Raw genomic sequence first — 12,785 nt, 5'->3', positions numbered from 1 at the left:
ATGTCGGCATGGCTAACAACTACCCGCCCAACGAGTTTAAGGACGATAACGGCGCGCCGGCTGGCTGGTCTGTGGACCTCACCAATGCCTTGGGCAAGGTTATGGGCTTGAAGGTCAATTTCGACATCGGCACCTTTGACAACATTCTTCCTGCCGTCAAAGCAGGGAAGGATGACATGGGAATGTCCTCGTTCTCGGACACACTGGAACGCGAAAAGCAGGTGGATTTCGTGAACTACTACTCTGCCGGCATCCAATGGGCCGCCCCCAAGGGCAAGACCGTGGACCCGAACAACGCGTGCGGGCTCAAAGTCGCTGTCCAGGCCACCACCTATGAGGACACGCATGAGGTGCCGGCAAAGTCGAAGGCCTGCACGGATGCAGGGAAGCCGGCGATCACCATCTTCAAGTACGACGCGCAGGACCAGGCGACCAACGCCCTCGTGGTGGGACAGGTCGACGCGATGAGCGCCGATTCGCCCGTGACTCTTTATGCGATCTCCAAGACCAAGGACAAGCTGCAGACCGCCGGCGACGCCTTTGAGGTGGCGCCGTACGGCATCCCTGTCGCCAAAGGCAGTGAATTCACGCCGGTCCTCCAGAAGGCGCTCCAGGCGCTGATCGACGACGGCACGTACAACAAGATCCTGACCAAGTGGGGAGTGGAAGCCGGCGGCATCAAGACGGCGGCACTCAACGTGGCAGCCAAAGGATGATAGTAAATGAGCGAGTCGGAATCCGACAGGATGATTGAGTCGGAACCTGACGGGAAGCCGCGAGCCCGCGCAGGACACGACACGGACGACGCACCGGCGGAGGCGATCGTTGCGATCCCGCTGCGTCACCCGTGGCGGATCTTCATTGCCGTTGTCCTGGTGCTTGGCTTGGCGGTCTTTGTGTTGGACGCCGCCCAGCGCTCCGACTATGGCTGGCCTGACGTGGGGAAGTACATTTTCGACCGCCGGATCAGCCAGGCCGCCTGGGTGACGTTGTGGCTGACCATCTACGCGATGATCGGCGCGATCGTTATCGGCCTGCTGCTGGCCATCATGCGGCTCTCACCGAACCCGGTGCTGAAGAGCATTGCCTGGCTGTACATCTGGATCTTCCGGGGAACTCCCGTGTACGTGCAGCTCGTGTTCTGGGGCATCGTGTCCCTGATTTATCCGGTGTTCACGCTGGGCATTCCGTTCACGCCGCCGTGGGTGACTGTCCCGAACGATATCTTCACGAACTTGTTCATCACCGCCGTGATCGGCCTGGCCCTGAACGAGGCCGCCTACATGTCTGAAATCGTGCGTGCCGGCCTGCTGTCAGTGGACGAGGGCCAGGCAGAGGCTTCGACGGCCCTGGCCATGTCCTGGGGACAGACGATGCGGTACGTCGTGGTTCCGCAGGCCATGAAGATCATCATTCCGCCCACCGGCAACGAAGTGATTTCGATGCTCAAGACCACCTCCCTGGTGGCCGCGATTCCATTGAGCATTGACCTTTACGGGGTTTCCCGTGGCATTTCGGCCGTGACGTTCACCCCCGTGCCGCTGCTGATTGTGGCTTCCCTCTGGTACCTGCTCTTCACCTCCATCCTGATGGTCGGCCAGCACTTCATAGAAAAGCGGTTCTCCCGGGGAACCGGACGGCTCAAGACGACTGGCAAGGAACCCGCGGGACCCGAGCCGGCGGGACCCGGGCCGGCGGGGCCCGGCGAACCGGGTGCACCGGGTGCGCCGCTCAGTACTGATGCTGGAGGTAAGGGATGACGGGCGTGCCGATGGTCCTTGCCGAGAAGGTTTCCAAGAATTTCGGCTCCAACAAGGTCTTGCGCGGAATCAGCCTGAAGGTCGACCCGGGAGAGGTCCTCTGCATGGTGGGGCCCAGCGGTTCGGGCAAGTCGACGTTCCTGCGGTGCATCAACCACCTGGAAGTGGTTGATGGCGGGAGGCTTTCGGTCGACGGACAGCTGGTCGGCTACCGGCAAAAAGGAGACAAGCTCTACGAACTCAAGCTCAAGGAAGCGGCTTTCCAACGACAGGAAATCGGGATGGTCTTCCAAAGATTCAACCTGTTTCCACACCTGACTGCGTTGGAGAACATCACCCTTGCTCCCATGCGGGTGAAGAAGCTTTCCAAGGCCGCGGCCACTGCCAGGGCCGTGGAACTTCTGGAGCGCGTGGGGCTGGCGGACAAGGGCGATGCATATCCGGCGCACCTTTCGGGCGGGCAACAGCAGCGGGTGGCCATTGCCCGCGCCTTGGCCATGGATCCGAAGCTGATGCTCTTCGATGAGCCGACAAGTGCCTTGGACCCGGAGCTGGTGGGCGAGGTCCTGGACGTCATGAAGGGACTGGCCAAGAGCGGCATGACCATGATTGTGGTGACCCATGAGATGGGGTTTGCCCGCGAGGTCGCGGACACGCTGGTATTCATGGATGAAGGCGTGGTGGTGGAGGCCGGGCCTCCCCGCCAGATCCTGAGCGACCCGCAGCATGACCGGACCAAGGCCTTCCTTTCCAAGGTCCTCTAACGCGTCACGTAACCGTGCGGCGGTGGGCCCCGGTCTCGCCGTGAGCTGTGGCTTGGCCGCCGCGCGAGTGGAAAAATGAACCTGTGGAAAGCCTCGCGGACAGCAAGGTTTGGACGGAGTACAACGCCGCCCAGGCAACGCGCGGCGTGCGCCCGCTCTGCCTCGAGGCAATGGCCTTGGCCGGTCCGGGGAACGGCCGCCGGGCCATAGATCTGGGGTGCGGCGCGGGCAAGGAAACACTGGCGCTGCTCGACGGCGGCTGGCAGGTCCTCGCCGTCGATTCACTACCGGACACGCGGGACCGGCTACTCGCCACGGTGCCCGCGGCGCTCGCCGACCTGCTGGAGATTGAGCTGAGCCCGTTCGAGGACCTTCGGCGCCTCCCGGAGGCAGGGCTCATCCTGGCCAGCTATTCGCTGCCCTTCGTCCACCCGGACAATTTCGGCCGTGTCTGGCGGATGCTGCTGGGGGCGCTGGCGCATTCCGGCGTCATTGCCGTGAATCTGTTCGGCGAACGGGACTCCTGGGCTGTCATTCCCGACTGGAACTTCCATACCGAAGCCGAGGCGCGCCGGCTGTTCGACGGACTGGAAATCCTGGCCTTCGAGGTCTACGACGCCGATGGCCAATCCTTCCGCGGACCCAAGCACTGGCACATTTTCGACGTCACCGCTAGGAAACTGTGACGTCGGCGCCGCGGAACCGGCTGGCGTCACGTCGGAGCCGTGCCGTCGGAGCCGCCCGGCGTCACGGGAAGCAGTGTTTACGGTTCTCGCCGTGACGCCTTCCTTGGTTTTCCGGGGGATGTCGGCTGCCGCGGCGCCCAAAGTCTGCCCTGCGTGACGCATCAACCCCGGTGAGTTCAGCCTGACCGCCTCCGAGCGAATGCGGACGGAAAACGATCCCGTCCGCATTCGTCGGACGGACTACTTCGTTACATGGACGACGACGGCTTTGTCGACAGCCTGCTCCGCACCCGGATTGTCGATACCCGTTACGGTCCAGTTGCTCAGCAGAATTACCGTCTTTCCCGTGTCGGCGTTGTAGATGACCTTCTTGAAGCCGAGGGCCGTCAGATCGTCGTCGAGGGCTTCGGCGTTCATGTCGGCAACGGCGGCAGGGATGACGGCCGTCGTGAGGGCGGCGGGGGCAGCCGGCACTGCTGCTGCGGGCGCTGCCGCCACGGCAGCAGGGGGACCCGTGGTGACTGTCGCTGTGACAGTTGCCGTCGCAGTCACGGTTTGGGTCACCGTCGGTGCCGCTTGTGGGGTACTTCCCCCTCCGCAACCGGAGAGTGCCAGGCAGATGAAGGCCCCCAGGGCCATTGCTTTCTTCATTTTTCCCATTTTTTAGTGTGTAGTTGTGCTCTGGTCTCGTCGCCGAGGCCGCATCCATCTTCCAGCCGCGATGCACAAAGAGTTCGCTCCCACGGCCCGCAGGAGTGAAAATCTGCAACTATGACTACGAGCGGGAGAACGTCACCGAGTTCTGATCCTTAGCAGCCGTAGGACAGACTGTTGCCGTGAGCAACTCTCCTCGGACGGGCATCGCCGTCGCCGGACTCAGCCTCGGCACGGCACTGAACCCGCTGAACTCCTCGATGATCGCCGTCGCCCTTGTGGTGCTGCGCGCGGACTTCGGGCTCGACGTCGCCACCGTCACCTGGGTGATTACGGCGTTCTACCTCACTTCCGCTGCGGGCCAGCCGCTCATGGGCCGGCTGGCGGACCGCTTCGGCCCGCGCCGGCTGTTCATGCTCGGCATGGCCCTGGTGGCAGTGACGTGCGCGCTGGCTCCGTTCGCGCCGAACTTTGCCCTGCTTTGCGTGGCCCGCGCCTTCATGGCGCTGGGTACCGCGACCGCTTTTCCGAGCGCCGTCGTCATGGTCGCGGCGCTGGCGCGGCAGGCCAACGTGAAGTCCACGCGGCCGCTGGGCCGGATCCAGATGGCCAACACCTCCGCTGCCGCCGTCGGGCCGGTGGTGGGCGGACTCCTGGTGAGCCTGGTGGGGTGGCAGGCGTTGTTCCTGATCAACGTCCCACTCTCGCTCGCGGCCATCCTGCTGGTCCGGCGGTTTGCGCCCGCCGACGAAGGACGGGAACGCGGCAGGGCCTCCGAGCTGCTGCGGGACTCGGACATCCCGGGCATCCTGGCCTTCCTGGGCGCCATGGTGCTGGTGATGATGGCGCTCCTGAACGTGATGCCTGCCTACCGCTGGTGGCTGCTGGGCGGCGGGATGCTGCTCGCCGTGCTGTTTGTCTGGCGCGAGCTGCGCTTCAAGCCGCCGTTCCTGGACCTGCGGCTGCTGGGCCGCAACCGTCCGCTGCTGCTGGTCTATCTGGGCTTCGCGGTGTTCAGCGGCGTGTACTACTTCGCGTTCTTCGGCCTGCCGCAGCTGCTGCAGGAAGCCGGGGGATACGATCCCGGCATCGTGGGTTTGCTGATGTTGCCGCTGGCCGCGATGTCGGTGGTGGTGACGCCGCTCGCGGTCCGCGCGATTGACCGCTTCGGCGTGAAGCGGGTGTTGGTCGCCGGCGTCGTGCTGCTGATTGTGGCGTCGGGGGCGATGTGGCTGCTGACGGCGTCGTTCGCCATTCCGTTGGTGTTTGGGCTGACCGCCCTGCTGGGCGTGCCCTACGGCGTGGTCGGCATCGCCTCCAGCCAGGGCATGTACCTGTCCACCAGGATGGAGGAGCGCGGCGTGGCCGCCGGGATCTACCAGACTTGCCGGTACCTGGGGGCGATCACGGCCACGGTGCTGATCGGCATCTTCTACGGCACCGGCGTCAACCAGGAGAACTGGGGGCTGATGGTGTTCGTCATGCTGGGACTGGGTGCGGTGGTGTTCGTGGTGTCGCTGCTGTGGCGGGAGCAGCGGAAAGTCTAGGGGCCGCCACCGCGGACTCTGATGCCGTCTCCCCGCGGGATGGGCTCCCGCAGTCGAATTGATACTGCCGCAGGGCGTTGGACCGGGACGGGTGTTTGAGCTTCTCCATCGCCGCGACCTCGATCCGGCGTACGCGGTCGCGGGTGAGGCCGAACGCTTTCGCGACGGCGTCCAACGTCCTCCCGCCGTCACCGGTCATGCCGAAGCGCATCGCAATGACGCGGGCTTCGCATGCCTCGAGTGTGTCGAGTACGGCATGGACCTGCGCTTTCATTTGTTCATGGAAGAGCGCTTCGGCCGCGTCGGGGGCGGAAGAATCCCACAGGTGTTCGGCCAGGGCTTCGGTTCCTCCCTGGCCATCTGGCACCCACGCGTCCAGGGAGAGGACCGGCTGGTCCACGGAAAGCAGACACTCGACCTTCCCGATCGAATAGTGTGTCATCCAGCTGAGATCTTCCCTGCTACAGACGGTCCCTACCATGGCGGCCGTCCGCTGCGCTGACCGGACCTTCTGCAGCTGCGCGTCGACGTGAGCAGGCAGCCGGATAAGACGGGCCTGGTCGGCCAATGCCCGGGTGATGGCGCTCCGGATGAACCATGTGGCGTGGGTGGAGAACCGGAAACCCAGGGTGGAGTCGAACGTGCGGACGGCCTTGAGTAGTCCCAGGTTTCCTTCCTGGATCAAGTCCTGAAGATCGAGTCCCCGCCGGGTGTAGTGCTTGGCGATGGACACCACCAGCCGGAGATTGGAGTGGAGCAGTATGTCGCCGGCCCGCTTACCCAGAAAGACGATCGTCCGAAGCTCGGCTACGTCCTGGCCGGGCCGCGATGTTCCGACCGCCAAGAGCTGTTCCGCGAAAAGCCCTGCCTCGATCTCTTGCGCCAGTTCCACTTCCTGCTCGGCGGTGAGCAGGTCGTAGCGGCTCAGCCGGCGCAGGTAGTCTTTGACGGCGTCGTCGGTGAACCCGCCGCCGGCTGCCAGTAGTTCCGGCCAGTCGCGGTTATTCGGTTCGAAGGATTCAGGGAGCGAGGCAACTGCTGCAGGCGGGGAAAGCGTCCTGTTGTTTGCTTCGTGGGTCGGGTCAGCCATGTCATCCCCTGTCGGACGGTTCAAGCTCGTGAAGGCAGACTACGTGGCCGGTGTGACAATGTTCGGGGGCGTGGGCGGACCTTGCCGGGGCGGAAGTCGAGGCACCTTGACACTCCCGAAACCCCGCCCGGCAAAGAAGGCGCACGGTTCTTCGCGAGCACCATCCGATCCGCATTTCCTGACATCTCCGTCAAGGAAGCTCAACCGACGCTGTCCATACGTTGTTGTCGGGTGGTTCCGTGGCCGTTGTAGGGTCGTGGCTACCCGGGGGAGGCGGGTATGGCTTTGTTGCTGTGGCCGGACGATCCAGGTCGTGACGGCCCCGTAGGATTGGCCGCCCGCCGCCCCGCGATGACCCGACCGCTGATCAAGAGACGGGACTTGAATCGCCGGATATGGACACGACGGCGCGGTTATCTGCCGGGTTCCACCCATCCGACAGACTGGAAGCTGTTTTGGCGAAATTGTGGGCCGGCATCGACGCCGGCAAAGCCCATCATCACTGCGTCGTAATCGACGCCGACGGAAAACCGCTGTTCTCGCGAAAAGTCCCAACGACGAACCGGCCCTGCTCGAACTCATCGCCACCGTCCTCAAACTCGGGGACGGCGACGAGGTCATCTGGGCAACGGACCTGAACCACGGCGGACCCGCGCTGCTGATCGCCATCCTCGTCGCCCACGGCCAGAACCTCCTCTACATCCCCAGTCCGGATCGTCCACCACGCCTCCCGCCTCTACCGCGGCGAGGGCAAAATAGACGCCAAAGACGCCGCCATGATCGCCGACCAGGCCAGGGTGCGCCGCGACCTGCAGCCGCTGCGGGCCGGGGGCGAGATCAGCACCGGCCTGCGGACCCTCACCGCGCGCCGGGCGGGCAAATCCGCGGACCGGGTCCGGGCGATCAACCGCCTGCAGGCCCAAGCCGCCGTGGATGCCGCGAAATCTCAGCACACCACCGTCCCGGCCCAGCACCTCGGGGAAGTGATCGTCGCTGCCCTCGCCCGGAAAATCATCACCCTGGACCAGGAACTGGCCGAGCTTGACGCGCTGATCAGCGAGAAGGTCACCGAACACCAGTACACCGAGGTGTTGTTGAGCATGCCAGGGTTCGGTCCCGTGCTGGCTGCGGAGTTCCTCGGCGCCGCTGGCGGGGACCTGACCGTCTTTGAAACCGCGGACCGGTTCGCCGGCGTCGCCGGCCTGGCCCCCGCACCCAGGGACTCCGGCCGGATCACCGGCAACCACCACCACCGCCCCCGGCGCTACGACAGACGCCTCCTCTGTGTCTTCTACTTCTCCGGGCTCTCCGCGCTGAAAAGCTGCTCCGCCTCCCGCACCTACTACGACCCAAAAACGCAGCGAAGGTAAAACCCACATCCAAGCCATGCTCTCCTTGGCCCGGCCCGGGCTCAACGTCCCCTGGGCCATGCTCCGCGACGGCACCCCCCAACACACCGGTACCCGTCCCGACGGCCCGGCTGGCCGCTTGGCAAGCGGCTACAGGCCGGTGGTGAACGTGATCATTCGAATGCGCGAAATTAGGTTGCGGGATACCGCTTCCGGGGGCGGTCATGCGGTCGGGATGAACGAATGTCCTGGGGTGGCTCCGCCGCGGTTGAGGGCGGGGGGTCTACGAACAGGCCGATCAGTCCGTCGACCTCCCTGGTCGCTGCGGCGGGGTGCCGGAAGTGCTGGTGGGGTTCAATGGCATAGCGGGTTCGTCGTCCGTCCCGGCTGCGGTGCAGGTATCCGCCGGCTTCGAGATCCTTGAGGATTTGCAGGGTCGATCGTGGTGTGATCCCGACCTTCTCGGCGATGTCTTTCACGCGGGCGTCAGGGTCTGTTGCCACCGCCAGCAGGACATGGCCGTGGTTTGTGAGAAAGGTCCATGTTGGGCGCAAAGGTGTTGGCGGTGCTGCAGGAAACGGTGGTTGCAGGCCATTTTCCGGAACCGGCGGCGGGATTGTCATGGTTGCTCCTCGCTGGAGTCTCCGATGGCGTCGGCATGCCTGTCGGGACGCAGGCGTTGCGCCTTCGTGATGATCGTTCCACCATCTTGCCTGATTGGAGTTACGAGGGTGAAAGCGCGGATTCGCCGTGCGGCGGCCTTGATGGTTCTCAGCGAGGCGCCTCCGGTGATCCCTGATTGTGTGAAAAGACAGGGAACCGCCCGCACTTGAAAATCGCTCGCGGTACTTTCGAGCACCGGCCGGACCCGGGCAGCGATCGCATCTGCTTCTGCAGTCTGCCGGATGGCTGCGAGCCGGCGGGTGAGGGGGTTGAGGCTGAATCCGGTCCGTTCCACGGGCACCAGGAGTACCAGGGGGCTGCCCGCCATCCTGGCCACCGCCGCTGCGCGCCGCGCAGTCTCAGGGGCTCCTGCCCCATCAAGTATCAGTGCCGCCACCGGGCGGACCGGTTCACCTTTCATGCGCGTCACGCTTTGTAGGTGAGTGCGGGTCCGCGTCTGATTTCCCGGCGTCGCCCTGTTGGGGTGTGGAGGTGGCTTTCGTGCCACGGCGTCTGCCCCATAGTGGTTCCAGGGCCACGATCTCCTCGGGTGAGGCGGTTCCGAAGGGGGAGTGCGCCAGCCCCTCGGGAGCCCGGCGTTCCTGGCCGCGGGTGGCCCAGAGGCTGACGCCGATGGACACACCGAGGATAGTGGCGATGACGGCCAAGGACAGCGGGGTGGGGATGTAGTAGACGTCGATTTTGAGGAGCATTTTGATGCCGACCCAGATCAGGACGAGCGCGAGTCCGATCTTGAGGTAGACGAAGCGGTGGATCATGTCAGCGAGCAGGAAGTACATGGCCCGCAGGCCTAGGATGGCGAAGGCGTTGGCGGTGAAGACCAGGAAGACTTCGTCGGTGACGGCGAAGATCGCGGGGATGGAGTCCACGGCGAAGATGATGTCCGTGACCTCGATGAGGACCAGCACCGCGAGCAGCGGGGTGGCCAGCAAGATGCCGTTCTTGCGGATCAGGAACCGCTGGCCGTGGAAGTCGTCCGTCATGGGCACGCGCCGGCGGAAGAGTTTCAGCGCCCGGGACTTTGCCGGGTCAAGCATGTCGTTGCGGTGGCGGATCATCCGGTAGCCGGTGATGAGCAGGAACGCCGCGAAGATGTAGAGCACCCAGCCGGCACTGGCGATGATGGCGGAGCCCGCCGCGATGAAGATGCCCCTGAAGATCAGGGCGCCCAGGACCCCGAAGAACAGCACCCGGTGCTGGTATTCGCGGGGGACTGCAAAGTACGTGAAGATGATCGCCCAGATAAACACGTTGTCCACTGCCAGGGATTTCTCGATCAGATACCCGGCGAAGTACTGCTGGCCAAACTCCGCACCGTAGACCTGCCATATCAGGACGCCGAAGCCGACACCGAGGGCGACCCAGACGGCGGACCAGAGCGCGGCTTCCCGGACACGGATGACGTGCGCTTTGCGGTGCGCGAACAGGTCCACGGCAAGCATCAGGACAATAAAGGCAAGAACGGCCAACCAGGCCCAAAAAGGAACATTCATCAGGGAGTGCCCGCTTCCAGTCAGTTCAAACCAACTGGAGGTCTTTCCCGGTCCCAAGGAACCTGCCCGCCGGGCCGCTCAGGGTCGGCCGTACTGACGACGGGACATTCGTGGGATACTCCCCTCCACACAATTAGTGAAGCATACTTCATCTATTACGGCAACGGGTGGTGGCTGATCCGGCTAGCCCCGACGCCCCAGGGACTACTGCAGACTTCCCGGCCAAGACACTAGAACACTGGCTGCGACAGCCGCAGCGGCAATGCAGGTGCTCCCGAACGGCGGGTGACGGAGGCCCTCGTTGCCCAGCTTCGCCCAGATAGCGCCGAGGTAGTTCGCGGGCCTCGCTGTGCTCGGGTAGTACAAGCTATTTTTGTCCTTTTTACTGCTGTCCGTTGGATCTTACGTGCCCACTGCGCCGGCGCAACCGTCCCGCGGAAGGCCGCGCAGCAGATGGATTAGCTTCGGCGCTGCGCTGATTTCCTCACGCAATCCATCCGCTGCTTGCCCTTCGGTTTCCCCCGGTTCCGTCGGGCACAGCTACGCGAAGCTCCGCCAGCAGGCAAAAACATGGTTGGGGGGGAGGGGCAGCCGATTGTTGAGGCACCCGCCCCGCCCGAGCGAAACGGAGCATCACCTCATGAGCACAGAAACCATGACCGACACGACGACCGGCGACACCGCCGAACCGGTCGCAGCCCTGGTCCGTCCCTCCGACGACCTGTCAGGGGACGGGTACGACTGGATGGATACTCTCAACGAAACCGTCTGGTCGGTGCTGCCGAACGGGGGCAGCGAAGGATAGAACGCCGGATCCTGGCCCTGCATCGTCTTCGCCATCGCCCGCACCCGCGATCGGAACGGGGAACTGTTCGGCTACGGCACCTACGTCCAGGGCGACACCGCCACGCACTGGTACCGGACCCAGGACGCCTGCTCCGCAGCGATCACCGCCGAGGTCTTCTTCCACTGGGCCTCCGGACAGTCCGACGGACCGGACAACTTCCCCGCCACCGCCGCCGAACTGCCGAACAAGGACCGAACGCTACCCCGGCTGGACGGACTAGAAACACCCGGGTGTCCCCGCGGCTACCGGCCGGGACATCCCAAAGGCGTGCCAACATCCGTTGACAACATCATTGAGATTCCGACGGAGATTTTGAGGCCGCCCACGTCGTAATGACCGGTACCCACCACGGGGAGCTGATGGGCATTCCGGCGACGGGCAAGACAGTCGAACTCGGCGGGACGGACATCATCCGCGTCCAGGACGGCAAGATCGCCGAACACTGGGAACCACGGACACCATGACCCCTCATACAGCAGATCGGAGCCCTGCCCGCATGACGGCCCTCTCCGCCAACAGCCCGCCGAGCAACAGTCGCTAGGAGTTCAGCGGTTTGATGCCACCGACGTCGCCGGCTCCGCGGCGGGCTCCTGCGTCCGGTTCCGGGCGATGCCGCCGGCGAGGGCCACACCCGTGGTGAGCAGTGCGGTGAGCAACACGCCGTATCCCGGGTGGACATGCAGCAGGGCCGCGCCGACGGCGGCACCGGCCAGGATGAGCACGACGGCGCCAAACCGGCGGCCCGCGTGGGCGCCCTTGCCTCCGCCGAGGCGGGAATCGGCGGCCAGCCCGGTCAGCGTCGAGGTCACCACTACGGTGGTGACGTCTTTGACGCTCAGGTGCCGGGCCGTGGCCGCCTGGATCCCCATCGCGACCGCCAGCGCGCCCGTGATCGCCAGGGTGACGGGGTCGCCGGCGTGCGGGGCGTGGAAGAACAGGACGACGGCGACGGCCGCCATCGTGAGACCGACGGCGGTCAGCAGAGCCGTGGTCCGCCGGCTCCAGCCTGCCGCTTCGGGCCGAAGGGCGCGGCCGGCGATCACGGCGCCGAGCATGAAACAGGCCAGCGCAATCGAGGGTCCGACGACGGGCAGGTTGTCGGCGCCAAGCAGGGCCATGCCCAGGATGACGACGTTGCCGGTCATGTTGCCGGTGAATACCCGGTCAAGGCCCAGGTAGCCGACGGCGTCGATAACCCCGGTGGAGAACGTCAGCACGAGCATGAGGGTCAGGTGCAGCCGGGCCTGTTCGGCGGTCTTCAGTCGTTTCAGCATGGGTTCACTCTTTCCGGGCCGGGTCAGCTGATGGCGGCTGCGGTCAATCGCTCGCCGTTGAGGTATTCGAGCTGCCAGCCGTCGGCGACGTGGTGGTGGACCAGGTTCAGTGCGGCGTTATCGATGCTCTGCAGCGTGCGGCCGACCGCCCGGCCCAGGCTCAACCGGATGAGCGTGCCGTGGGCGACCACCAGGACACGGCGGCCGCGGAACTCCTCGGCCAGGGCTTCCAGCGCGGCCAACCCGCGGCCGGCTGCGTCGTCGTCGCTTTCGGCGCCGCGGAAACTGTCGGGCGTTCGCAGGGCCTCCAGTTCGGGGCCGGCCTGCAGGCCCTCGGCGGGTCCGAAGTGGCGCTCGGTGAGCTCCGGGACGCGGCGTGTCACGCTGAGACCGAGCCCTGCGGCGATCAGGTCGGCGGTTTCCGCGGCCCGGCTCAGCGGCGAGGACACGACCGCGTCCCACTCGTAACTGGACAGCGTGGCGACGGCGTCGCGCGCCTGGCCGCGGCCGACGTCGTTCAGCGGAATGTCGGTGGACCCCTGCAGCCGGCGCTGCGCATTCCAGTCGGTCTGGCCATGACGGATGAGCGCGAAAGTTGTGAGGGTCATGCGTCCATTCTGCCCTGAACGGGGATTGC

Annotated in this window: 13 protein-coding genes and 2 pseudogenes; 9 read left to right on the top strand and 6 right to left on the bottom strand. The window is 65.1% G+C overall.

The genetic code is table 11. The annotated features are described in order from the left end of the window. From AC1DBQ_RS01015 to AC1DBQ_RS01000, 4 genes are all read left to right on the top strand, one after another. Positions 1-716: ABC transporter substrate-binding protein (locus AC1DBQ_RS01015; RefSeq protein ID WP_476926710.1), on the top strand; the 716-nt coding region annotated here is incomplete at its 5' end. 6 nt (positions 717-722) lie between these two features. Next, a complete protein-coding gene (locus tag AC1DBQ_RS01010; RefSeq protein WP_476926709.1) occupies positions 723-1,760 on the top strand; it encodes an amino acid ABC transporter permease in 1,038 nt (345 codons plus the stop codon). Next, positions 1,757-2,524, top strand: a complete 768-nt coding sequence (locus AC1DBQ_RS01005; RefSeq protein ID WP_476926708.1) for an amino acid ABC transporter ATP-binding protein — start codon at positions 1,757-1,759, stop codon at positions 2,522-2,524. The genes AC1DBQ_RS01010 and AC1DBQ_RS01005 overlap by 4 nt, the downstream gene beginning before the upstream one ends. Before the next feature lie 83 nt (positions 2,525-2,607). Beyond that, a complete protein-coding gene (locus tag AC1DBQ_RS01000) occupies positions 2,608-3,210 on the top strand; it encodes a class I SAM-dependent methyltransferase (protein WP_476926707.1) in 603 nt (200 codons plus the stop codon). A 240-nt stretch (positions 3,211-3,450) separates the two neighbouring features. Here the strand turns inward: AC1DBQ_RS01000 and AC1DBQ_RS00995 are convergent, their stop codons facing one another. Next, a complete protein-coding gene (locus AC1DBQ_RS00995) occupies positions 3,451-3,861 on the bottom strand; it encodes a hypothetical protein (protein WP_476926706.1) in 411 nt (136 codons plus the stop codon). 185 nt (positions 3,862-4,046) lie between these two features. Here AC1DBQ_RS00995 and AC1DBQ_RS00990 point away from each other — a divergent pair, with 185 nt between their 5' ends. Further along, positions 4,047-5,411, top strand: coding sequence for an MFS transporter (locus AC1DBQ_RS00990; RefSeq protein WP_476926705.1), 1,365 nt, complete (start codon positions 4,047-4,049; stop codon positions 5,409-5,411). Here AC1DBQ_RS00990 and AC1DBQ_RS00985 read toward each other — a convergent pair. Continuing rightward, positions 5,344-6,501, bottom strand: coding sequence for a sigma-70 family RNA polymerase sigma factor (locus AC1DBQ_RS00985; protein ID WP_476926704.1), 1,158 nt, complete (start codon positions 6,499-6,501; stop codon positions 5,344-5,346). The two genes, AC1DBQ_RS00990 and AC1DBQ_RS00985, sit on opposite strands and share 68 nt — an antisense overlap. A 395-nt stretch (positions 6,502-6,896) precedes the next feature. On the opposite strand from AC1DBQ_RS00985, the pseudogene AC1DBQ_RS00980 reads away from it, so the two are divergent. Together AC1DBQ_RS00980 and AC1DBQ_RS00975 are read left to right on the top strand one after the other, a co-directional pair. Next, a pseudogene (locus tag AC1DBQ_RS00980) lies at positions 6,897-7,361 on the top strand (IS110 family transposase); the annotation flags it as partial. Between the two features lie 240 nt (positions 7,362-7,601). Next, positions 7,602-7,871 (top strand): IS110 family transposase, encoded by a 270-nt coding sequence (locus tag AC1DBQ_RS00975; RefSeq protein WP_476926713.1) that lies wholly within the window; start codon positions 7,602-7,604, stop codon positions 7,869-7,871. Positions 7,872-8,041: 170 nt separating this feature from the next. On the opposite strand, the gene AC1DBQ_RS00970 is transcribed toward AC1DBQ_RS00975, so the two are convergent. Together AC1DBQ_RS00970 and AC1DBQ_RS00965 are read right to left on the bottom strand one after the other, a co-directional pair. After that, positions 8,042-8,473, bottom strand: coding sequence for a MarR family transcriptional regulator (locus tag AC1DBQ_RS00970; RefSeq protein ID WP_476926703.1), 432 nt, complete (start codon positions 8,471-8,473; stop codon positions 8,042-8,044). 450 nt (positions 8,474-8,923) lie between these two features. Continuing rightward, a complete protein-coding gene (locus tag AC1DBQ_RS00965) occupies positions 8,924-10,027 on the bottom strand; it encodes a TerC family protein (protein ID WP_476926702.1) in 1,104 nt (367 codons plus the stop codon). A 640-nt stretch (positions 10,028-10,667) separates the two neighbouring features. On the opposite strand from AC1DBQ_RS00965, the gene AC1DBQ_RS00960 reads away from it, so the two are divergent. Further along, on the top strand, positions 10,668-10,832 hold the full coding sequence (locus tag AC1DBQ_RS00960) for a hypothetical protein (protein ID WP_476926701.1): 165 nt from the start codon (positions 10,668-10,670) through the stop codon (positions 10,830-10,832). Positions 10,833-11,188: 356 nt separating this feature from the next. After that, positions 11,189-11,338, top strand: a pseudogene (locus tag AC1DBQ_RS00955) (ester cyclase); the annotation flags it as partial. Positions 11,339-11,419: 81 nt separating this feature from the next. On the opposite strand, the gene AC1DBQ_RS00950 reads toward AC1DBQ_RS00955, so the two are convergent. Then, positions 11,420-12,148, bottom strand: a complete 729-nt coding sequence (locus AC1DBQ_RS00950; protein WP_476926700.1) for a YoaK family protein — start codon at positions 12,146-12,148, stop codon at positions 11,420-11,422. Positions 12,149-12,171: 23 nt separating this feature from the next. Then, complete coding sequence (locus AC1DBQ_RS00945; protein ID WP_476926699.1) at positions 12,172-12,756, bottom strand: histidine phosphatase family protein; 585 nt, start codon at positions 12,754-12,756, stop codon at positions 12,172-12,174. Positions 12,757-12,785 lie beyond the last annotated feature (29 nt).

The sequence above is a fragment of the Arthrobacter sp. 10T413_2 genome, assembly GCF_056394205.1.
Note: the sequence above shows the minus strand (reverse complement) of the source record. Positions and strands in the feature narration are given on the sequence as shown.